Source organism: Flavobacterium sp. IB48, from assembly GCF_016405855.1.
Taxonomy (GTDB): Bacteria; Bacteroidota; Bacteroidia; order Flavobacteriales; family Flavobacteriaceae; genus Flavobacterium; species Flavobacterium ginsengisoli.
In genome coordinates this window covers 223,263-244,783 of sequence record NZ_JAEFCA010000004.1, presented here as the reverse complement: position 1 = coordinate 244,783, position 21,521 = coordinate 223,263, and the positions used below count along the sequence as shown (strand labels likewise).

Here is a 21,521-nt window from a genome sequence, read left to right as displayed (position 1 = left end):
TGCGGAGTTACTTGCGAAGATTTCTCGTTCCTCGAAATGACAAACTGTATGGAATTACTTTATGTCTGATCTTTAGAAAACTTTGTCAAAGTTTGAAACTTTGACAAAGTTGTTCATAGACGAATACATTATTCAACGCTTTGAATCGTATAATGTGTCTTATTAATCTCAAATTGAAATCCAGCTTTATTACCCATTAAATGATTTCCCAAAGGAGATTGTGGAGAAAGTGCAATGACATTGATTCCGTCAATTGTAATTTTAGGAAGTGCAACACTTACATAGAGATAGATTCCGTTTGCTTTTACCAAACTTCCTAAAACAATATTTTCTGTCGTTTTTAGCGGATCTATCTTGTCTAAAATTGCTTTTTGCTCTAAAGCTTCTTTTAATTTATTTGTCAATTTTTCTTGCTCAATATGCATCATTGACAAAGCTGTTTCATGCTTATCGCCTGCAGAACCTTTGGCATCATTTTTTGAATCTTCGGTCAAGCCTGAAATCATGTCTTTAAAAACATCTATTCGATCTTGAACCATTTGAGTGTAGTGAGAATATATTTTTTCTTTAAAAGTCATTTTTTTTTAAGGTACTAAGGTTCTGAGATGCAAAGATGCTAAGGTTTTTTCTTTATTTAAATTTTTATTCGAAAAAAGCTTTTGGGTATACTACTTCTCCGCTTATCCCTTTTAAAGCATCTTCCGTTAATGCGATAACCATACAGTTTTCAGCTGGAACATCAAACGGCATTTTGATATTGTATTTTTCGCAAAGTTCATATCCGAATCTTGGATAATAATCTTGATGCCCTAATAAAATAACCGATTTGTAACCTAAACTTTTTGCAATTTCGTGTCCGTGCAAAATGAGTTTAGAACCTACTCCTTTTCCTTGAAATTCAGGTAAAACTGAAACTGGAGCAAGTGCTAGTGAAGGAAAGGTTTCCGATTCATTTTTTATCTGCAGTTTAGTAAATAAAATATGACCGACAATTTTATTATCAATTTCGGCAACAATAGACAGTTCTGGAATAAAAGCTTCAGAATTCCTTAGTCTTTCTACTAAAAACTGTTCTTTATGATCGCTGTGTTCTTCTTTTTCAAAAGCTTTTTCAATCAAATGAAAAACACTTTCAAAATCGTTTTTATTTTCTTGACGTAGTTTAATTTCCATTTTATAAAATTAAAAAAAACAGCCACGAATTCACGAATCTACTCCAAAAAATTCATGAGTTCATGGCTGAAAAAAAAAGGCACATTCATTTAAAATGTTTTTGTGCCTAAGTATCTTTATGGCAAAGATCTCTTAAAAATCAAATTTATAATTTGCACCTCCTAAAACTTGGAATCCTTGTACAGGATAATTTAACCATTTTTCGTAAGCTTGGTTTCCAATGTTATTCAATTTCAAGAAAAACGTCAAACGTTCGCTAAATTTATATCCTAAATGAGCATTGGCGTCAAAATAGCTTTTTAAAGTAATTGGCGTAGCATCGATTCCTAAAGAAGTATTGGTTTGCATATCTTTTCTTTCTCCAACATAAAATACATTCAAACCTGCGTACCACTGCTTAGTAATATTAACGTCTAAAGTCGAACTTAATTTCATTGTTGGCAAATTCCACGCTTCAACTGCATTATCTGTGTTATAACTATTAAAAGTTCCATTGATTCCGAAAGTTACATTTTGAGAGAAATCGGCTTTTAGTTCTGCATACAAACGGAACGTTCTAATATCTTCATAAACTACTCCAAATGAGTTCCCGAAAGCATAATCTTCGTTTGTAACAACTTCTGTGTAATCATTCGCTTTAAACAATGCTTTATTTTTCTCATTCAAATAAGAACCTGTCAAGTTATAATTTACATTGTTAGCCAATTTTCCTTTCAAACCAGCAAAAACATTGTATTGCGTGCTTGATGGACGCATGTTTAAAGTTGGAGATAAAAACGGATTATCTGTCACAAAATCTGCATAAGAATTCTGATTTAAACCTCCATTTACTCCAGTATAGAAAATCATTAGATCGCCAACTAGTTTATAAGAAGCATTTACTTTTGGATAGAAATAGAATTTATTGCCGCTGTTTTCAGAATCTGCACTGTAATAGATTCCAGCTCCTAATTCTAATGTCCATTCGTTTTCATTAATCACAAAACTTGGTTCAATTCCAACATTTGTAAAACTATATTTTAAAGCTTCTGTATTGTCTTGAAAATAATTGTTTTTGAAAGAACCGCTTACGTGATCTACAATTACATTGGTTTTAATTGCCTGATCCATTACATCAACAGTAAAAGTTGGCTTTACATAAAATCTGTTTTCAGAAGAAGAATAACTATCTGAAAAATGAGTAAATTTTGCAGAAAGCTTACTAAAAATACTTTCTGTAAATTCTGCATTTCCACCAAGTGAAATTGTGTTGTACGAATGATCTGGATTAATGCTGTTTACCAAATCGTAACGCTGATCTGGAATTGTCGAACCAAAATCTGACGGAAGTCCGTACCAATTATAAATCTGGTTTTGGTAACCTAAATCAATGTTCCAGTTATTATCTCTGTTATTTTGACCGTAACCAATATTTATTGCTGTATCATAAAATTCATCATTCAATTCTACATCTTTGATTCCACCTTGAGAAGAGTGATGGCGAAACATTCCCGCCACATAATCATTGTTTCCTAAATCTTGATTTACAAATAACTCAGCGTTTAAAGTGCTATAATTACCAACACCTACAGTCGCATAATTATTAAACAATCTTTCTTTTTTTGCTTTTTCTACGCCCTCCGCTTTTCCTTTAGAAGGTGTAAAAGTCGATGCCACAGGAACAGACAAAATACTGTATTTAATAACTTCTTTTGGCTGATTACCGCTATCGTCAAGCGAAGGCGTTTCTTTCACTTTAAAAGCATCTGAAATAGTCGGCGAATAAGGTTTTACTACGTTTACAGTTTCGGTTCCGATCGTTTCATTTTTCTTTTGCGCAATCGAAAACTGAGCAGCAAATAATACTAACAAAATGATTATTTTATGTCGGCAGTTTAATTTCATATTTATATTATTGTGTAAAATGTTGTTTGCAAAATGTAAAATGTGTTTTCAACCGATATTCTCTTTTCACATTTACATCTTTCTTTTCACATTTCACTTTTTACATTATCTAATTTTCTAATTATCTCAATTATCTAATTTCTAAGCTTCCCACTCTCCTTTAGCCACAAACTGAGCTTTTCCTCCTATTTTAATATCGAATTGTTCTCCGTTTAGTTTTCCATTAAAATAGATCTCAGACGGACGTCCGATGTAATCTCCTTGATGATTTGTCAATTCAAATTCAGGTTTATGATATTTTAATAAAAAAGCCTGTAAACAGGTACTTGCGCTTCCTGTTGCAGCATCTTCTACCAATTGATTATGCTCAATACACAACATTCTGCTGAACAATTTTTCTCCTTCTAAATAATAAAAGTATAAACCTCTGTGGTCTGTTTTACAGTGCTGTTTCATCCATTCATCAGCTTTATCTTTATCCAAAACCAAGTTTTCTAATGCTCTTTTACTGCTTAATCCAACCATTACAAAAGCACTTCCAGTTGTGACTTCCTGAATTGGAAACTGATTTTCGAAATCACTTACTTTCAAGTTGCTGAAAAAAGTAAAATCTATTTTTGAAAAAGTATCCCAAAACTTTGGCTGAGCCGCTTTTAACCAAATCAAATCATCTGATTTATTGATTGAAATTGGTCCAATTGGCACTTCTAATTTTATTTCATTAGGAGCATTTTCAAAAATCTTATTCATCAAAACCCAAGAAGTTCCAATAATCGGATGTCCCGCAAACTGCATTTCGTGCGCTGGCGTAAAAATTCTAATTTCTGCTTTATTATTGGTTTTATCCAGTTTGGTTACAAATGTGCTTTCTGCAAAATTAATCTCGCGTGCCATCTGCTGCATTTGTGCTGTACTTAGATTTTCTGCATCCATAAAAACTGCCAACTGATTTCCAGCATATTTTTTATCAGCAAAAACATCAACTATATAAAAAGGTAAACTCATTATTTTTTCTTGTAAAATGTGATTTATGAGATGTAAAATGTTTTTCGTTATTTTCTATTTCACAAAAAACATTTCACTTTTCACTACTTAAACTATCTATTAATCGACGAATTTGTTTTTGATTCTTCCGATTTAATTGCTGCTAATTCTTTTTTCGCTTCTTCGACAACATCTGGATAATCTGTAAAGTTGTTAATTACGTTATCCAAAATATAAGTTGCTTGATAGCTGTCTTTCAATCCGTAGAAGTTTTTCGCCATTAACACCAAACCTTTCGCTCCATAATATTTATAAGCAGAATAGCTTTTTGCCAGTTTTTGAACTGCCGTATTTGAAGCTTCATATTTCCCTTCTTTTGTTTTGAAATACGCATCATAATACAAAGCTTCTGCCGCTAATTCTCCTTTTGAAGTAGCTGAAAGTTTTGCATAAGCCGCTTTTGCTTTATCTTCATTTCCTGTTTGCATTGCTGCACGCGCTACAATAATTTGTGCATCTGCTTTTACGCCTGCATCCGATTTCGGATTTTCTAATACTTTTTCAGCAGCAACTACAGAACGGTCATAATCTTTTTTGTCGTAATAACATTTCATTAAGTTGGCTTGTGCAAAAGTTTTATTCTGAGGGTAATCGGCTTCACTTTCTAACCTTGTTAGAACCGGAATTGCTTTATCACAATCTTTTGTTTTCAAATAAATCTGAGCCAATCTGTTTAAAGCTTGCTCTGTAAACTCGTTTCTAGGCTGATCAATTACAAATTGATAATTAGCGATTGATTTAGTTTCAGAACCTTCTGCATAAGTAAGCTGAGCCAGATAGAAATTTGCTTCCAGCGCATGCATTCCGTTCGGGAATTTAGAAACGTAACCCGCGAAACCAGTAATTGCTTGTTTCGAATTATTTTGACTGTATTGTTTAAAAGCTGCATCGTAAGTATCATTATCCAATTCTGCATCTGTAACGGCAACGAAATCTAATGTACGAACCCAAGTTGCATATTCGTCTACTTTTCCAGAGTCTACATAAATTAATCGTGCTGTAGCTACTGCTTCTAAAGCTTCTGGAGTTTTCGGGAATTCGGCAGCCACTTTTTTAAATTTTGTTAAAGCCTGTTGATCACGATCTGAATTATAATAAATCAAACCTTGTTTCAAAATTGCTTTTGAAGTAAAAGATCCGTTATTAAATTCAGAAATCAATTGATCATAAGTTTTAATTGCTTGATCGTTTTTCTTTTCAGCAACATAAGTATTTCCTAATTCAAATAAAGCATCGTCACGGTAAGATGACTTTTTGTACATCTGAAGGAAATTATTTAACTCATCGACTTTCTTATCATTTTTAGACATAAATCCGTAAGAAAGTGCTTTTTGGAATTGAGCATAATCTGCGTCTACGCCTTTTGCAGCAATTGCTTTTGCGTAAGCTTCGTTTGCTGCGCTATATTTTGAAGTTACAAAACGGCAATCTCCCAAACGTAAATAAGAATCGTTTAAACGAACTTTGTCTGATGGTGAATTATCAATTTGAGCTTGAAAAGAATTTGCTGCCTGATCGTAATCTTTCAGTTTAAAATATGTGTAGCCAATATTATAATTAATGTTCTTATATTCGTCTGTAGATTTTGCGGCAGCCATTCCAGCAAACTGTTTATACGTTAGAAGAGCATTTTGCATATCATCATTTAGATATTCTGTTTCTGCTTTCCAGAAAGTGGCACGCGCTGTAAACTCAGGAGTTTTTTGTTCACTGATAGCACTTTTGAACATTTTACCCGATTCTTGGTAATTATTTTCGTTGTACAATTCCAATCCGCGGTAAAAAAGCACTTTTTGGTATGCTGCTTTATTTTCTGCACTTCTATTTTTTTCTAATAAAACTAAAGCCTCTTTATAGTTTTTAGAAGAAATATAAGAATCAACCAATAGTTTTTCTACTTCTGAACGACTTGAATTGTTTGGATATTTTTTAAGGAAATCTAATAAAATACCAGGAACAGCCTGATAAGCGTTTCCAATATCATAACTCAATTTAGCATAATTTAAAGCCGCATCTTCTTGAATTTGAGCATTAAAATCCATTTCAGATGCATTTTTAAAAGCGTTTAAAGCTTCTTGCTTTTTACCTGTATTTAAATAACTTAATCCTAAATGATAGTAAGCATTTTGAGCCACAAAATCTTTTCCTTCAATAATTTTATTGAATTGAGAAATTGCTTTTTCGTATTCTTTTTGTTCATAATACGCATAACCTAACTGATAGAAATCGGTATTATTCCACTTACCTTTTTTTCCTGCATATTGTTCTAAATACGGAATTGCTTTTCCATATTGTTTTAAGTTGAAATAACTTTCTCCAATAATTTTATTCAGTTCCGATTTCTCAATATCATTCGATTTGTTCATGGCTACCAATCCTAAATCAATCGCTTTTTGGAAATTTCCTAACTTGAAATTCATATCAGCCTGATAATAAGAAAGCTTTTCTTTGTATTTTTCTTCACCCGAAACCTCATCAAAATACTTCGTTGCTTCTTTGTAATCGTCACCTTCATAAGCCATAAATCCTAAATAATATTTGGCTTGAGAACCATATTCTTTAGAGTTTACTACTTTATTAAAATAGTTAGTTGCTTCTTTTTTCTTTTTAGCATTAAAATAGCTATAGCCTTTCATGAAGTTAAACTTATCCGATTCTGTTTTACTCATGTAGCTTTCGTCAACTTTATCAAACCACTGCAAAGCTTTTGGATAATTTCCTTGTTCGAAGAAATATTGTGCAGCCTCAATATAAGCCTGATTCTGTTTGGTACTAGTCGGATAATCATTTACAAATTTCTCTACCAAAGCATCGGCATTTGCTTTATTGGTTCTAATGGCAGAATTAGCAATATAGAAAGCACAGTCAGACTGTACTTCTTCATTTGTAGTATTGTTTTTTACTTTTTCAAAAATCAATTGTGCCGAATCATATTGTTTGTCGTTATATAAAGCCAGTGCTTTGTCAAAATCCTTTAATTCGTACGTATAAATAGCCGATTTTTGTGCCGAAGCTATAGACGAGGCAAGGAAAATTTGGAATAAAAAGAACCTGGAAAGTTTACGCATTTTAGTAATATTTAGTATTCAAATGTATCATTTTATACGGGTTATAACGAAACGTTTTGAGGTTTTATTATGAACAAATTACGAAACTGCTGCTATTTTACGCTTTAAAAAACTTCAAATTATTGGTTCTCAAACTTTCTAAAACAAATAATAAAAACCCACTAAATGCCATTGGATATTTTAAGCGTAAGAAAACTTTCCTGCTATTTATCAAATGAACTTATATTGATTATACAGTTTGGTTTTTAAACTTTTTCCTAAGAAATGATTCAAAATTATTTTGAATACAAGCGTTATCTTATTACTTTTACCATTCAAACCAATTTTATTATGTCACAAACCGTACTATCTCTTAAAGAAGTCACTATATATCAAGAAGGAAGAAAAATTATATCTCACATTAACTTAGATGTTAATCATGGTGAGTTCATCTACATTATCGGGAAAACCGGTTCTGGAAAAAGTAGTTTTCTTAAAACTTTATATGCTGATCTACCGTTAATTGAAGGCGAAGGGCATATTGTTGAATTTGATTTGGCAACTTTAAAAGAAAACGACATTCCTTATTTAAGACGTAAAATTGGTATTGTATTCCAAGACTTCAAACTGCTTCCAGACCGTTCTATTAAAGACAACATGCTTTTTGTTTTGAGAGCTACAGGATGGACTGAAAAAGAAGCTATGCAACACAAAATTGATGAAGTTTTGGACAAAGTAGGAATGAAAGATTTTATGAACAAAATGCCTCATCAACTTTCTGGAGGAGAACAGCAGCGTGTTGCAATTGCAAGAGCGCTTCTTAATGATCCAGAATTTATTTTAGCCGATGAGCCAACAGGAAATCTTGATCCTCAAACTAGTTCTGAAGTTTTAGAAGTTTTAAAAGCGATCAATGCCGCAGGTAAAACTGTGATTATGGCGACTCATGATTATGCTTTATTGATGAAATTTCCATCTAAAACCTTAAAATGCGAAGATGAAAGAATCTTCGAAGTGGTGCAAAGAAGCGTGTAATGCTTTCCATTTTAATTCCAATTTACAATTGTAATGTTTTACCGCTTGTAAGCGAGCTCGTAAAGCAATGCACTTCTTGTGGGATTATTTTTGAAATTCTTTGCTTTGACGATGCCTCAAGTCTTTTTACAATTGAAAATCAAAAAATTGATCAATTTCAAAATTGCTCTTTTGTTGTTTTAGAGAAAAATATTGGAAGAAGTGCTATTCGAAATTTATTAGCCAAAAAAGCCTTTTACGAAAATTTACTTTTTCTGGATGCCGATACGATGCCAATAGGAAAAGATTTTATTTCAAACTACATTTCTTATATCGATAATGAAGAAAAAATAGTCTACGGAGGAATTTTATATGAAAGTTCTAAACCTTTAAAAAGTGAACTTTTAAGATGGTTTTACGGAAAAGAAAGAGAAGCTCTACCAGTTTCTGAACGCATAAAAAATCCGTATCTTTCTTTCTTGACTTTAAACTTTCTCATTAAAAAAAGCATTTTTTCTAAAGTAAGATTTAACGAAGAAATTCCAAATCTGAGACACGAAGACACTTTGTTCTCTTTTGATCTAAAACAAAATCAAATTAAGGTTATTCATATTGATAATCCGGTTTTTCATCTTGGATTAGAAGACAGCAAAACATTTTTGAGAAAATCTGAAGAAGCTATCTTAGGTTTAAAAAATTTAGTCGATTCGAATTTAATTTCTCCAGATTACGTTAAACTGTCTCATTATTTTCAAATCATTAAAAAATATCATCTTACAGCTTTAATCGCTGTCGGTTTTAAGATTTTTAGACCTTTATTGGAAAAACAATTATTAAGTAAAAAGCCTTCGCTTTTTATTTTTGATATTTATCGTCTTGGATACTATTCTACTTTAAATTAGTTTTTACAATTTCTTCAAAGAAATTTTTCCATTGTTGCATTATAATATCCATATCATACTTTTGAACACTTTCTTGGGCTTTTACTCCCATTTTTTTTCGTAACATTTCGTCTTCGATTAATAAACTTAATTTTTCAATGAAAGACGTTTCATCATCTTCGTCAATAAGAAAACCATTCTCATTGTTTCTAATAATGGCTTTTGGACCTACAGGACAATCATAAGCCACACAAGGAAGACCAATAGCCATAGCTTCAATTAATACCATTGGTAACGCTTCATTTCGAGAAGTCATTACCAATATTGAAGCCGATTTATAGATTTCCTGAATATTATGCACTGGATTAGAGAATGTAATATTTTTATCATTCTGCTGTTTTTCAAGCTGAAGTGTTTTATTTGATTTTCCAAAAATTTCCAATTTCCATTCTGGATATTTCTGTACTATCAATGGCCACATTTTCAATATTCTGTCAATTCCTTTTTCATAAGAATGTCTGGCAACCATTATAATTTTCTTTTCTTCCAATTCTGCAGTTTGGATCATTTTAAACCATAACGGATTAGAAATTACTCTTCCGTTTTTAATAGACCATTCTTCTAAACTTTCTTTTGATAATGCAACGAAAAATAAAAATTTAGAAGCACAGTAGTTCCGATATTCATATTTTAATTTACCCGTAAATCTCCCAAAAAATGTTTTTCTATATTCATTAAATCTTGAGCCATGAGCTTCAAATATAATAGGAACGTCTGTTTTTAAAAATAATGGAATTGAAAATGATTTTAATGCAAAGTCAGAGATGATTATGCAATCAGGTTGTAATAGACTAATGTATTTTTGAAGTTGTTTTTTATATTCAATCAAATTCAAAAGTTTACCTTTTTTTAATGAAATATCGTAAAAACTTATTGCTTTATTAAATTCGAAAAACACATCTGAATCCCCATCATTCTGCGTGATGATAGAAATTTGATAATTCCATTTTTTTATTAAATAATCTGTTTTTACAGAAAGTACGCGCTGAACCCCTCCTTCTTCATTAATTCTTTGGGTGATGTATAATAACCTCATTTTTTAAACATCAAAAATTTGTCATAATCTCTTATGTAATCATCTTCATCAAAAACATCTGATGCTAAAACAAGACATACAGCTCCAGAAGAAAAATCTTCAAGTTCACGCCACAATCCATTGACTAAATGCAATCCCACATCTGGCTTATTTAGTAAAATTTTAGTTTTTTGAAAACCATCATCCAATGTAACATAAAAACTGCCACTAAGCGCCACTAAAATTTCATGCTGTTCTATATGCGAATGGCCTCCTCGAAAAGCATTGCTCGGGATATCAAAAAGGTAATAAATTCGCTTAAACTCAAAAGGTAAAATATCATTTTGTATAAAAGCCAAATTACCTCTAACATCCTCTACTACCGGAAATTTTATGTATTGAATATCATTAATTGTCGTTTCCATATTACTATTTTAAAACATTCCTCAAAATGCTTGTTAATGATATATGCCTTTAGATCGCAAATATTAATTATTGATTTCTTAATTTCGTATCAAATATAACATTAATGAGGGTTTTACTTGTTGGCGAATACAGTCTTTTGCATAATTCTTTAAAAGAAGGATTGCTTGAACTCGGTCATGAAGTTGTTTTAATTGGAAATAAAGACGGCTTTAGAAAATATCCTCTTGATTATAATTACGAACCTAAGTATCTTAATTTTAAGGTTCTTACTATTCCTCGAAAAATAATTTATCGCTTATTTAAATTTGATTTTGCTGGATTAGAAACTGGATTTCGTTTTTTTCTATTTCTACCCAAATTACAAAACTTTGATGTAGTTCAGTTTATAAATGAAGCTTCTGTAAAGACGACTTCGGGTTTTGAGCTTTATCTTATGAAAAAGCTTTGTTCTGCAAACAAAAAAGCTTTCATGCTATCTACTGGAATTGATTATTCTACACTCACATATTACATTGAAAATCCATCTAAAAAATCAATTCTTCAGCCTTATTTTACGAATCCTAAAGAAGACAAAGAATTTAAAGCTTTCTATGCTTATCTTAGCAAAAGCCATTCTAAAATACACGATTTTATTAAAGCAAAATTTAATGGAATCATTGCAACTGATTTTGATTATGTTGAGGCAAATAGTAAAAATCCAAAATACTCAGGATTTATTCCCTGTCCTGTCAATACCAAAAAACTAATTTCTGAAGAACTTGTTATAGCCGAAAAGATTATTATTTTTCTCGGCATAAGCAAATGGAGTTACCATCAAAAAGGTATTCTGTTTTTTGAAAAAGCTTTAGATATAATTCAAAAAAAGTACTCTGACAAAGTCGAAATAATAATCGCAAATACAATTCCTTATCCTGTTTATATTGAACTGTATAACAAAGCACATATCTTATTAGATCAAGCTTATTCCTGTGATCAAGGATATAATGCACTCGAAGCAATGGCAAAAGGCAAAGTAGTGTTTACAGGTGCTGAATCTGAATTTATGGAGTATTACAAAATATCCGAAAGAGTGTGTATTAATGCACTTCCTGATGTTGATTATCTTGTTGACGAACTATCTTTTCTTATAGAAAATCCGACTGAGATTACGGCAATAGGAAAACGCGCAAGAGCGTTTATTGAAAAGGAACATGATTATATCAAAGTTGCACAGCAATATCTTGATGTCTGGAAAAATTTCTAACTCTATTTTAACCTTAGACAAATTTGAGCAGCCTAAAAATCATTGTTTAAAAACAGATCTAAAGTAGAAAAACAATACAAGAAAGTAAATAAAATTATCTAATGCATACCCTATAACAACTCCTTCAATTCCATAAATTCGAATAAAGTACAAACTAAAAAAGTACAATATTACAAGCGAAAACAACTCACTTAAAATGAATGCAGAAGTCTTTTTTTTGGCAAACAATTGATAACCTAAAATAAGCGAAGCAATTTTAAAAATATCTCCTAACAGCTGCCAGAAAAACAAATCGGTAACGGGCAAAAATTCTTTTGTAAAAAGCAGTCGAATAATAAAAAATCTCATTAGATAAATCACCGTTAATCCACAAACAAAAACAGGTAAAATGTATTTATAATACTGCAAGAAAATGTTTTTGGTTTCTAAACCATTTTGAGCTTTAGATAATTTCGGCAAAAAATAAACACTTAAAATTGTACTGGCAAACATCAAATAATAAGTAGAAATTCTTGTCATAGTTTCCCAATATCCTGCTTGTTCTATTCCTAAATCATGAATAATATGATTTCGAATAGATAGAAATACAAAAGGTCCAAAAACAGATGAAACCACAGCCATTAAGGAATAAGACGAAAGGTTTTTTAGAATTCGGAAATCGAACAAATGAAATCTTATGATTTGAAAAAACTGAATCTCTTTCTGAATCAGATAAAAAGTGACAAAAAATAATAATGCAGGAGTAATTACAATTGACATTAAAGCTCCAATAGTTTTAAACTGCGTAATCAGAAAAAGAGAGGCCATTAAACCCATAATATTTCCGACAATATTAATTGAGATTACTTTTTTGAATTTACCCAAGCCATTAATTATTGCTATAAAAAAAACAGAAAGTCCATATCCGGGTAAAACCAATGCCAAAACTTTAAAAACAATAAGATATTCTAGATTGTCTCCAAAAATTTTGTTATTCCAATAAGAAGCTGTTAGAAATAAGAAAATGCTTAAAAGCCCCGCAATAAGCAATAGAGTGATAAAAACGGTTGTGATTATCTTTTGAAGTTCTATCCTACTCTTTTCGTTTTCGGCTGTATATTTTACAATTCCGTTTTGAAAACCTAAAACAGAAATGGTCTCCAGAGAAGTTAAAAAATTACGAAGATTTCCAACCAACGCCATTCCGTTTGGACCTACAAAAACAGCCAATATTTTTGACGTAATCAATCCGATTCCTATTTTCAGCGCAACGCTTAAACTGTTCAAAGAAGTAACCTTAAACAAACCCGTTTGAACTATTTTTTTATAAAAATTCAAATTAGTATCGATTTAGAGTTTCTACAATAAAATCAACCTCAGCGTGCGTTAAAACTGGACTCATCGGCAGACTCAGAACTTCATTATGAATTTTCTCGGTAATTGGAAACGAAAGATTATTCAACTCAGAAAAAGCTTTTTGCTTATGTGGCGGAATTGGATAATGAATGACGGTTTGAATAGTATGTTGAGCTAGATATTCTTGCAAATGTGCTCTATTTTCTGTTCGAATGACAAATAAGTGAAAAACATGATTGGCTGAAAAATCCCAGAACGGAAGCACTATCTTATCGTTTTTAATTTCTGAAAGATATCGTTTTGCAATGATTCTTCTTTTCTCGTTATCCGAATTTAAATTGGGTAATTTCAGATTTAAAAAACCAGCCTGTATTTCATCTAATCGTGAATTCAAACCTACATAATCATTATAATATTTTGTCTCCGAACCATAATTTCGAAGCGAAAAAAGCACTTTTGCCAGCGCTGCATTATTTGTAGTAATAGCTCCACCATCGCCTAAACATCCTAAGTTTTTTCCTGGATAAAAGCTGTAAGCGCAAGCCGAATTTAGATTATTATTTGTTAAGTATTGGTTGTCAATTGATCCGTGCGATTGTGCACAATCTTCTACAATAACCAAATTATGCTTTTCTGCAATTTTCGTTATTCTTTCCATTTCAGCTATTTGTCCGTATAAATGAACAGCCAAAATAGCTCTAGTTTTGGGAGTTATGTTCTCCTCGATCAAATCTGGATTTATATTATAAGTATCCAATCTTGGTTCAACCAAAACAGGAACTAAATCTGCTTGCAAAATGGCTAAAATACTTGCAATATAGGTATTTGCAGGAACAATAACTTCGTCTCCTTTTTTGAGTTTCTTGAGTTCGATATAACCTTTAAAAATAAGAACCAAAGCATCAAATCCGTTTCCTACTCCAACACAATATTTAGATTGGCAATATTGGGCAAAAGCCTTTTCAAATGTTTCTACTTCTTTCCCTAAAATATACCAGCCATTTTCTAAAACCGATTTCAGTTTTTCTTGAAAAGCAGTTTCATAAGGTTCATTTATTTTTTTAAGATCAAGAAAAGATATCATCGATGTTCTATTTTTAAATAAGAATGTCCTCTAGTTTAGTATAATTGGCGGTGTTAACTTCATAAAAATCTTGTACAATAGTACTTGCGCCAAAACTTTCCTTCCAATAAGCTAGTCCTTCGTTTAGTTTTTTTCCTTGATTTTCATTTGAAATTCCAAAATCAAAAAAGCGTTTTTCAGAAAAACGTTCATGAATCAGATAATGAAAAAGATAATCTAAACTTCCTAAATCTTCTTGGTCTGGTTTTTTTGAAATATACTGGCAATGTGCCACATTTTTTGTTTCAAAAATCGTTGTTCCGCCTACAATCTCATCATTTTTGTAAACATTAAATTGATGAATATTTTCAGGAAAAAGCGATTTCAGTTTATTTATTTCCTCAATTGAATGAACTGGTATGGCATCATGTGTTTTTTCTAAATTCGGAATGAGAATTTTGCTCCAAAACAATTCAAAATCATTATCTTCTTTAATAATCAATTTATTGGAAATTGCTTTTTTAAGTCCTCTTTTTCTAATTTTCGACATTGTTTTCTCCTGCTGTAAATCAATTACAGAAAGAGAGTCTCTTCTAACCAGCTTTGCTTCTGCCAAAAACAAACCATATAAAATTTCCTCAGCCGGTTTTAGCTGATAAATTGAAGGGAGGGTTTTAAGATGTAATGTATCAAAATTATTTTCATTCAGAAAAAACAATATATCTCTCAGTATTTCAATAACTGCTTTTTGTTTGGTTTGCTCATTATAAACAAGTCCACCATAAGTTAAACCTTGATGAGAATATAGCGCTTTTCCTTTTTTATTGGCTGGAAGAATAGCATACAATTTTTCATCTTCAAATACTAAAAGCGAAAAATCTTCGAATCGATCTTTATGGTATTCCATAAAATCGCGATGAAATAAAAACGTGGCATTTTTGGCCTGAGCGACAAAATCGTTCCAAACTAAATAATCATTCTGATCGTATTTTTTAATGGTAAATTTCGTCATACTTAATTACATATGATCAAATGCCTTTAAATGCCATTTGTATTTTACTGCCAACAATCTAATCACAATAATAACCAGAGAGGTAACCAGATATAAGATATCGTCATTGAGATTTAGTTTTCGTAATCCAAAAAATACAAGTCCACCAAAAATACAGATCGTTGCATAGATTTCTTCTCTAAAAACGTTTGGAATTTCGTTACACAAAATATCACGAATTACACCACCAAAGCAGGCAGTCATTGTTCCTAACGCAATACAAATTGCAGGATGAAGTCCTGTTATAAGGCCTCTTTCAAGTCCTATTAAAGTAAAAACTCCGAGCCCGATTGTATCAAAAAGAAACAATGAGGTACGAAGTTTATCGAAGCTTTTTCTGAAAAGAATTGCTAGAAAAAATCCTAAAATGATCACATATACGTATTGCATATCACGCATCCAGCCAACAGGAGTTCTTCCAATTAAGACATCACGAAGCGTTCCGCCTCCAACCGCGGTTACAAATGCAATAATAAAAACTCCAAACGGATCTAATTTTTTATGCATTGCAGTTAGGGCGCCAGACATGGCAAATGCCATTGTCCCAATAATATCAAGTAAGTGAAACATTTTTTTTGAGTTACAAAGATGCAAAGCGTCAAAGTTACAAAGTTGTAAGGAATAATCTTAGCAAATGTAACTCCTAAAAACATTTATCATTTTTTTACGTAAATCGGACTTCTTTTCAATAAATAGGAAATAGAATCCATCCATCCGTCTTTTACCGCCAACAAAGGTTTACGGGTTTGAGAATAGATTTTATCTGTATTTCTATACATGTCAAAATAAACCGTATAGTAATAATACTTTTGGTCATTTGCTGTTGTTGTAGAAATATCGTTTGTTGTTACTTTTTTATTGTTATTGCTCACTTTTGCATTTCCGCTGTTGTAAGTCGTAGCGGTAGTTCCTGTTCCAATTGTATAAGAAACTTTTGCAGCAACAATATTATCAACTCCAAGTATTTTTTCAAGATCTTCTATTGGTGTTTCATCAATATTATTGTGGTCAATACCAGCTTTGTGCAATAAACTGTTTGTTGTTCTTAAATCTTGAACTGTTAACGGAAAAATATTTGATGATTTATCTAACAGCTTGTTGTACAAATCGTTTTGTGCAAATTTTGCCATATCTTCAGAACCTTGCTGATTGTCTGCATTTATGTAAGGAATTGGCAATACGGCAATTGTATTGTGCTGTTTATCTGCAATTGCTATGTTTTGAGATGATGCACTTTGAGCGTTATTATTTGCGTTTGAAGAAACGTCAAAAGTTTGAGATCTTCCGCTTGCAAAATCGATTTTGGCAATTTGCGAAACGTCTAATGAAATCTGGATTGTCTCGCCTGGAAGCGAATATTCTACGGTTTTATCAGACATTTTAGAAATCGTGCATTCTATTATCTGATAATCTCTTTTTATAATTTTATCTAATTTTTTTCCGCTTTGGGCAAAACTTACACAAGCAGATAATAGCATTAACAATACGAGAAAAGGCTTTGTAATTTTCATTTGTTTGGAAATTTATGAATTAATTATCTATATATAAATTTACGAAGAAATTTTAAAAAATTATCATTAAAACTCAGAAAACCCCATTAATTATTCAAAGAAAAAAAGCTACATATTTTGTGTGTAAAAATTATAATCTTTTAAAATCACACGAATAAAATCACTATTATTTCCAGATTGATTTTTAATTCCAGTCACGCTTTCGATTTTAGATACCAATTTGTAAATAACCTCATGATCGTTTTTAGCTGCAGCTTTTTGATAAGTTTCTTTAATAATACGCATATCATTGTCTGAAAGCTTAATCACCAAAGGATATGTAGGTACATAAGCTTCACCGATTTCTTCTAAAATGGTATGGCTAATATTAATTTTATTCTTCAAAGTAATTACTGCTGTTCCTGCTGCCATGTCTCCCAATCTTTGAGATTTCTGACTGGTAATAACCGAAATGAGTCCAGGAAGTCCGAAAAAAGTAAAAAAGTCAATTACTCTAAAAAACCATCGAATTAAATAATCTCCAAAACCTGCTTGATAGCCATCAATTTTTACGACTTTAATTTTCAGTATTTTTTTGCCAAGTGACTGTCCTTCAAAAACACTTTCTAAAACCAATGAGTAAATTATGACCGGAGAATATAACATTAAAAAAATAGCGCCGCGTGACCAGCCATCCAAATTTACCATCAATCGATCTAGCTGCAGCCAATCAAAAAGAACTATAGAAAGAACTGTTATATAGCAGATTACAATAAACAAATCAATAAAAAAAGCACCTAGTCTTTCGCCTACAGAAGCTGCGATAAAATTTATTTTGACATTTTGTGTCGTATTAATAGATAATTCTGACATATTTCATATTTTAGCCTACAATGAGAGAAATCGCCTTTATAAAACAAAACAGAGAAAAATGGCTCGAGTTTGAGCTGGCAATTTTTGGTAAAGCTAAAAAAAATCCTGATGAATTAGCTAATTTGTACATTCAAATGATGAATGATTTGTCGTATGCTCAAACGTATTATCCTAAAAGTAAAACGGTTGTTTACCTTAATCATCTTGCTTCTCAGATTTATCAAAAGATTTACAAAACAAAACGCACAGACCAGAATCGAGTTGTAGATTTCTTTAAAATTGAAGTTCCGTTATTGGTTTACGAGTACAGAAGATATTTGGCTTACGCATTTATTTTATTTTTTGTTACTGTTTCAATTGGCGTTCTTTCTGCTCGTTACGATCGTGATTTTGTTCGGCTAATTTTAGGCGACGAATACGTAAATATGACTTTAGAAAATATTAAAAAAGGCAATCCGATGGCCGTATATGGTTCGGGAAGCAACTGGGGAAGTTTTATAGGCATTACTGTAAATAACCTCTTTGTGGGCGCCAAATGTTATTTCTACGGTATTTTTGCCGGAATCGGAACTTTCAATGTTTTTCTTCAAAACTGCATTATGTTGGGCTCTTTCCAATATTTCTTCTACGAACAAGGTGTTTTCTGGAAAAGCGTGCGAGGAATCTGGATTCATGGTTCTATGGAAATTTTTGCAATTGTAATCGAAACAACTGCTGGATTCATTCTTGGCGCTTCTATCCTATTTCCTAAAACGTTCTCAAGATTAAATTCTTTTAAAATTGGCTTCAAGAACAGCTTCAAGATATTCTTAAGCACTTTTCCCTTCACAATTAGTGCAGGATTTTTAGAAGGTTTTATTACACGATATTCTATCGATATGCCCAATTGGTTAAGCAGTTTTATAATCTTATTTACGCTTGCAATAATTTCGTTTTATTACTTGGTATATCCTTTTATTGTACATAAAAAATTAACTTCAAAATCAATTAATTTATAATGTTTGAGCTTTATAAAAAAAGACAATTAGGCGATAATCTAGGTGACACTTTTACTTTTTTCAAAGACTTCGGAAAAAACTTTTTTAAGATCTTTTTTATCGTAAATGGAGCTTTTTTACTTCTATTGGCAATTATAATTTACACTTTAATTAAAGTTAATTTTGATGCTATAAAAAATTCTGGTTTAGAAAACAATCAGCTAAAAAGCGACCTTATAGGTTATTTCGATAATAACGAAGGACTTACATTAACTTTAGTATTAATCTGCGTTGTTCTATTTTTGATTTTCTCTTTGTTCAACTATGCTTACCCTGTTCTGTATTTAAAAATGCTAGAAAATGGCAAAAAGGACTTTGATCTAAATGCTGTATTGTCTAGTTTTTTTAAGGTTTTCTTTAAACTAGTAAAATTTAGCATAGGAGCCTTGATTATTGTTTTTCCGGTTCTATTAATTGCATTAATAATCATGTTTTTTCTATGCTTTATAATTATCGGAATTCCATTAATTCTGGTTGCAATTCCAACCTTTTTTACTTTTTTCAATCTTTGGTTTTATAGTTATCTAACAGATGGAAAACGTTTTTTTGAATCATTACAACATGCCTATTACCTAACAAAAGAAGATTTTTGGAATACAATTGGAACAACATTTATTATGATGATCATCATGCAGTTTATTCAGGCTGCCATAACAATGTTTTTTTATTTTGTGGGCATATTTATCTCGATTGCTTACTTTATAGGAAACTCTGATTCAAATGGTCCAAAATCACTAGAACCTTCGCCTCTTTTAATAGGTTTTATTACGGTTATTGTACTTTCGCTTATTATATTAGGCAATATTTTTAATAATGTAATTGTAATTAATCAAGGAATGATTTATTATAGTTTAGAGTCAGGAAATAGACAGGAATCCAAATCAATTGATTTAATCGGAGATCATACCAATGAATAGATTTTTAATTATTTTATATTTTATTTCCTGCTTGAGCATAGCAAATGCTCAAGATACTTTGGTTAAAGAAGATCCTCCAAAAATTACTACCGTTAAATATACTGAAAAAGACATTCAAGTAGATTCTGGAACGGTAGAAGCTAAACATTTTGAAAAGGATTTCAAGACAAAATATACCGACAAAGAATTTGTCTATGAATACAAAGCTCCCGAAAAAAACTGGTGGGATAATTTTAAGAATTGGCTGGCTAGGCAGATTTTTAATTTATTCAATTTCAGCAGTGTAAAAACGTCTTTCGACTTTATTTCTTTTTTATTTAGAATAATTGCGGTTTTGGTCGTTGTTATTTTAATTTATTTTATTGCAAAAGCTTTAATCAAAAAAGAAGGAAGATGGATTTTTGGAAAAAATGCCAATAAAGGCACCTTATTTTATTCTGATGCCGAGAAAAATATTCACCTTTTAGATTTTGAAAAACTTATTAAAGAAAGTATCGAAACCGGCGAAAGAAGAATCGCTGTTCGATATTATTATTTATGGCTTTTAAAAGTAATGGCACAACATCATTATATTGAATGGGACATCGAAAAAACAAACTCCGATTATTTGTACGAATTGCACAATCCTATTCATAAAGAAGAGTTTACCTATCTTTCATACCTGTACAATTATATTTGGTACGGCGAATTTGAAATTGATGATGCAACATTCAGAAAGACTGAAAACAGATTTAAAAAAGCATTAAAAACTTTTGGTAATGGATAATAAAGTAAAAATATACATTGCTGTTCTGGTTTTAATTTTCGGAATAACATTATTAGTAGACAAAGGACAGCCAAAACCTATTGACTGGACTCCTACGTATTCTGTTGATGATAAAATACCATTTGGATTATACATTTTTGATCACGAAGCAGATCGTCTCTTTAATCAGAAAGTAGAACGAATTTCAACGCAGACTCCTTACGAATATCTGGATTCTCAATATGATTCAAGAGAGAATATAGAAACCTATAAAATTAAAGGAACTTTTATCAATATTTCTGAGGTAAACAATATTGATGATTCATCGATGAAAGAGATTTTATATTTTGTCTCTCACGGCAATAATGCTTTTTTAAGTATGAAGGTATTCCCTAAAGTATTGCTGGATTCTTTAAAAATTGAATTAAACACCGATTTTTTGCCAAATGACAGCATTACAGCTTGGATGGCAAATAAAAAAGTAAGTTTAAAAAAATATACTTTAGGCACTGGATTAAGTGATTATTTTTCAAAAATAGACACTTTAAATACAAAAGTTCTAGGATATCAAACCAGTCGTAAAAATAAAAGACAAATCAATTTTATTGAAGTTCCTTATAAAAACGGTCATCTCTATCTGCACACGCAGCCAGTAGCTTTTACCAATTATAATTTGCTTAAAAAAGATCATTATCAGTACGCCGAAAACTTGGTTTCTTATATACCAAAAGGAAACATTTTTTGGTACAATAAAATTTTTAACGACCAACGTATTTCAAGTTCTCCAATGCGATATATCTTTAGTCAGCCTGCTTTAAAATCGGCTTGGTATTTAGGTTTATTGGGAATTTTGATTTTTATGATCTTCAATGCAAAAAGAAAACAGCGCATTGTACCAATCATAAAACCCTTGCAGAATTTAACGGTTGAATTTACCAAAACAGTTGGAAATTTATATTATCAGGAAGGAGATCACACCAATATTATCGATAAAAAGATCATTTACTTTTTAGAAAAAATAAGAACAGATTATTTATTGGATACCAGCAAACTAGATGACGATTTTATAAACAAATTGCACTATAAAACAGGAAAAGACAAAAAAGATATTAGCGACTTAGTTCAATTAATTAATGATCACCGCAAAAGTTATCACGGAAGTCTAGAAGAAGACCTCATCAAAATAAATACAGCAATAGAAAAGATTTTACATTAACTAAATA

20 protein-coding genes are annotated in these 21,521 nt (G+C 31.2%); 7 read left to right on the top strand and 13 right to left on the bottom strand.

Going from position 1 to position 21,521, the window contains the following annotated elements; all coding sequences use genetic code 11:
* Nucleotides 1-128 precede the first annotated feature (128 nt).
* From JC605_RS14570 to JC605_RS14550, 5 genes are all read right to left on the bottom strand, one after another.
* Entirely contained in the window at nucleotides 129-578 is a 450-nt protein-coding gene (locus JC605_RS14570; protein WP_198856890.1) for a hypothetical protein, read from the bottom strand.
* Nucleotides 579-642: 64 nt separating this feature from the next.
* A complete protein-coding gene (locus tag JC605_RS14565; protein WP_198856889.1) occupies nucleotides 643-1,173 on the bottom strand; it encodes a GNAT family N-acetyltransferase in 531 nt (176 codons plus the stop codon).
* Between the two features lie 132 nt (nucleotides 1,174-1,305).
* Nucleotides 1,306-3,057, bottom strand: coding sequence for a TonB-dependent receptor (locus tag JC605_RS14560; protein WP_198856888.1), 1,752 nt, complete (start codon nucleotides 3,055-3,057; stop codon nucleotides 1,306-1,308).
* A gap of 141 nt (nucleotides 3,058-3,198) precedes the next feature.
* Complete coding sequence (locus JC605_RS14555) at nucleotides 3,199-4,062, bottom strand: PhzF family phenazine biosynthesis protein (RefSeq protein WP_198856887.1); 864 nt, start codon at nucleotides 4,060-4,062, stop codon at nucleotides 3,199-3,201.
* A 92-nt stretch (nucleotides 4,063-4,154) separates the two neighbouring features.
* Entirely contained in the window at nucleotides 4,155-7,169 is a 3,015-nt protein-coding gene (locus JC605_RS14550; RefSeq protein ID WP_198856886.1) for a tetratricopeptide repeat protein, read from the bottom strand.
* 330 nt (nucleotides 7,170-7,499) lie between these two features.
* On the opposite strand from JC605_RS14550, the gene JC605_RS14545 reads away from it, so the two are divergent.
* Both JC605_RS14545 and JC605_RS14540 read left to right on the top strand, forming a co-directional pair.
* Nucleotides 7,500-8,183: a cell division ATP-binding protein FtsE gene (locus JC605_RS14545; protein WP_198857229.1), complete on the top strand. Its 684-nt coding sequence runs from the start codon at nucleotides 7,500-7,502 to the stop codon at nucleotides 8,181-8,183.
* Complete coding sequence (locus JC605_RS14540; protein WP_198856885.1) at nucleotides 8,183-9,064, top strand: glycosyltransferase; 882 nt, start codon at nucleotides 8,183-8,185, stop codon at nucleotides 9,062-9,064. The genes JC605_RS14545 and JC605_RS14540 overlap by 1 nt, the downstream gene beginning before the upstream one ends.
* Here JC605_RS14540 and JC605_RS14535 read toward each other — a convergent pair.
* Both JC605_RS14535 and JC605_RS14530 read right to left on the bottom strand, forming a co-directional pair.
* Nucleotides 9,051-10,139, bottom strand: coding sequence for a glycosyltransferase (locus JC605_RS14535; protein WP_198856884.1), 1,089 nt, complete (start codon nucleotides 10,137-10,139; stop codon nucleotides 9,051-9,053). The genes JC605_RS14540 and JC605_RS14535 overlap by 14 nt on opposite strands.
* Entirely contained in the window at nucleotides 10,136-10,543 is a 408-nt protein-coding gene (locus tag JC605_RS14530) for an FdtA/QdtA family cupin domain-containing protein (RefSeq protein WP_198856883.1), read from the bottom strand. The genes JC605_RS14535 and JC605_RS14530 overlap by 4 nt, the downstream gene beginning before the upstream one ends.
* Nucleotides 10,544-10,647: 104 nt before the next feature.
* On the opposite strand from JC605_RS14530, the gene JC605_RS14525 reads away from it, so the two are divergent.
* Nucleotides 10,648-11,787 (top strand): glycosyltransferase, encoded by a 1,140-nt coding sequence (locus tag JC605_RS14525; protein ID WP_198856882.1) that lies wholly within the window; start codon nucleotides 10,648-10,650, stop codon nucleotides 11,785-11,787.
* 39 nt (nucleotides 11,788-11,826) lie between these two features.
* On the opposite strand, the gene JC605_RS14520 is transcribed toward JC605_RS14525, so the two are convergent.
* The 6 genes from JC605_RS14520 to JC605_RS14495 form a co-directional block, all read right to left on the bottom strand.
* Entirely contained in the window at nucleotides 11,827-13,104 is a 1,278-nt protein-coding gene (locus tag JC605_RS14520; protein ID WP_233074118.1) for an O-antigen translocase, read from the bottom strand.
* A 1-nt stretch (nucleotide 13,105) separates the two neighbouring features.
* Complete coding sequence (locus JC605_RS14515; protein ID WP_198856881.1) at nucleotides 13,106-14,206, bottom strand: DegT/DnrJ/EryC1/StrS aminotransferase family protein; 1,101 nt, start codon at nucleotides 14,204-14,206, stop codon at nucleotides 13,106-13,108.
* A 13-nt stretch (nucleotides 14,207-14,219) separates the two neighbouring features.
* Nucleotides 14,220-15,197 carry a GNAT family N-acetyltransferase gene (locus tag JC605_RS14510; RefSeq protein WP_198856880.1) on the bottom strand — a complete coding sequence of 326 codons (978 nt, stop codon included), beginning with the start codon at nucleotides 15,195-15,197 and terminating at the stop codon, nucleotides 14,220-14,222.
* A 6-nt stretch (nucleotides 15,198-15,203) separates the two neighbouring features.
* The gene (locus tag JC605_RS14505) at nucleotides 15,204-15,806 is read right to left on the bottom strand and encodes a trimeric intracellular cation channel family protein (protein WP_198856879.1); all 603 of its coding nucleotides are present in this window, start codon (nucleotides 15,804-15,806) and stop codon (nucleotides 15,204-15,206) included.
* Nucleotides 15,807-15,892: 86 nt separating this feature from the next.
* On the bottom strand, nucleotides 15,893-16,747 hold the full coding sequence (locus JC605_RS14500; RefSeq protein WP_198856878.1) for a hypothetical protein: 855 nt from the start codon (nucleotides 16,745-16,747) through the stop codon (nucleotides 15,893-15,895).
* A 108-nt stretch (nucleotides 16,748-16,855) separates the two neighbouring features.
* Entirely contained in the window at nucleotides 16,856-17,599 is a 744-nt protein-coding gene (locus JC605_RS14495) for an RDD family protein (protein ID WP_198856877.1), read from the bottom strand.
* A gap of 20 nt (nucleotides 17,600-17,619) precedes the next feature.
* On the opposite strand from JC605_RS14495, the gene JC605_RS14490 reads away from it, so the two are divergent.
* The 4 genes from JC605_RS14490 to JC605_RS14475 are packed head-to-tail and all read left to right on the top strand — an operon-like array spanning nucleotide 17,620 to nucleotide 21,514.
* A complete protein-coding gene (locus JC605_RS14490) occupies nucleotides 17,620-18,597 on the top strand; it encodes a stage II sporulation protein M (protein ID WP_198856876.1) in 978 nt (325 codons plus the stop codon).
* Nucleotides 18,597-19,553, top strand: a complete 957-nt coding sequence (locus JC605_RS14485; protein ID WP_198856875.1) for a hypothetical protein — start codon at nucleotides 18,597-18,599, stop codon at nucleotides 19,551-19,553. Before JC605_RS14490 ends, JC605_RS14485 begins: the two co-directional genes overlap by 1 nt.
* Nucleotides 19,546-20,319: a DUF4129 domain-containing protein gene (locus JC605_RS14480; RefSeq protein WP_198856874.1), complete on the top strand. Its 774-nt coding sequence runs from the start codon at nucleotides 19,546-19,548 to the stop codon at nucleotides 20,317-20,319. Before JC605_RS14485 ends, JC605_RS14480 begins: the two co-directional genes overlap by 8 nt.
* Nucleotides 20,312-21,514 carry a DUF4350 domain-containing protein gene (locus tag JC605_RS14475; RefSeq protein WP_198856873.1) on the top strand — a complete coding sequence of 401 codons (1,203 nt, stop codon included), beginning with the start codon at nucleotides 20,312-20,314 and terminating at the stop codon, nucleotides 21,512-21,514. Before JC605_RS14480 ends, JC605_RS14475 begins: the two co-directional genes overlap by 8 nt.
* The last annotated feature ends 7 nt before the right edge of the window (nucleotides 21,515-21,521 follow it).

What these genes read in the sequence shown, in the direction of transcription:
- JC605_RS14500 (WP_198856878.1), bottom strand. Translation starts at nt 16,747, where the DNA reads ATGAAAATTACAAAGCCTTTTCTCGTATTGTTAATGCTATTATCTGCT.
- JC605_RS14495 (WP_198856877.1), bottom strand. Translation starts at nt 17,599, where the DNA reads ATGTCAGAATTATCTATTAATACGACACAAAATGTCAAAATAAATTTT.
- JC605_RS14475 (WP_198856873.1), top strand. Translation starts at nt 20,312, where the DNA reads ATGGATAATAAAGTAAAAATATACATTGCTGTTCTGGTTTTAATTTTC.
- JC605_RS14540 (WP_198856885.1), top strand. Translation starts at nt 8,183, where the DNA reads ATGCTTTCCATTTTAATTCCAATTTACAATTGTAATGTTTTACCGCTT.
- JC605_RS14570 (WP_198856890.1), bottom strand. Translation starts at nt 578, where the DNA reads ATGACTTTTAAAGAAAAAATATATTCTCACTACACTCAAATGGTTCAA.
- JC605_RS14560 (WP_198856888.1), bottom strand. Translation starts at nt 3,057, where the DNA reads ATGAAATTAAACTGCCGACATAAAATAATCATTTTGTTAGTATTATTT.
- JC605_RS14490 (WP_198856876.1), top strand. Translation starts at nt 17,620, where the DNA reads ATGAGAGAAATCGCCTTTATAAAACAAAACAGAGAAAAATGGCTCGAG.
- JC605_RS14480 (WP_198856874.1), top strand. Translation starts at nt 19,546, where the DNA reads ATGAATAGATTTTTAATTATTTTATATTTTATTTCCTGCTTGAGCATA.
- JC605_RS14545 (WP_198857229.1), top strand. Translation starts at nt 7,500, where the DNA reads ATGTCACAAACCGTACTATCTCTTAAAGAAGTCACTATATATCAAGAA.
- JC605_RS14535 (WP_198856884.1), bottom strand. Translation starts at nt 10,139, where the DNA reads ATGAGGTTATTATACATCACCCAAAGAATTAATGAAGAAGGAGGGGTT.
- JC605_RS14525 (WP_198856882.1), top strand. Translation starts at nt 10,648, where the DNA reads ATGAGGGTTTTACTTGTTGGCGAATACAGTCTTTTGCATAATTCTTTA.
- JC605_RS14530 (WP_198856883.1), bottom strand. Translation starts at nt 10,543, where the DNA reads ATGGAAACGACAATTAATGATATTCAATACATAAAATTTCCGGTAGTA.
- JC605_RS14485 (WP_198856875.1), top strand. Translation starts at nt 18,597, where the DNA reads ATGTTTGAGCTTTATAAAAAAAGACAATTAGGCGATAATCTAGGTGAC.
- JC605_RS14550 (WP_198856886.1), bottom strand. Translation starts at nt 7,169, where the DNA reads ATGCGTAAACTTTCCAGGTTCTTTTTATTCCAAATTTTCCTTGCCTCG.
- JC605_RS14565 (WP_198856889.1), bottom strand. Translation starts at nt 1,173, where the DNA reads ATGGAAATTAAACTACGTCAAGAAAATAAAAACGATTTTGAAAGTGTT.
- JC605_RS14555 (WP_198856887.1), bottom strand. Translation starts at nt 4,062, where the DNA reads ATGAGTTTACCTTTTTATATAGTTGATGTTTTTGCTGATAAAAAATAT.
- JC605_RS14515 (WP_198856881.1), bottom strand. Translation starts at nt 14,206, where the DNA reads ATGATATCTTTTCTTGATCTTAAAAAAATAAATGAACCTTATGAAACT.
- JC605_RS14510 (WP_198856880.1), bottom strand. Translation starts at nt 15,197, where the DNA reads ATGACGAAATTTACCATTAAAAAATACGATCAGAATGATTATTTAGTT.
- JC605_RS14505 (WP_198856879.1), bottom strand. Translation starts at nt 15,806, where the DNA reads ATGTTTCACTTACTTGATATTATTGGGACAATGGCATTTGCCATGTCT.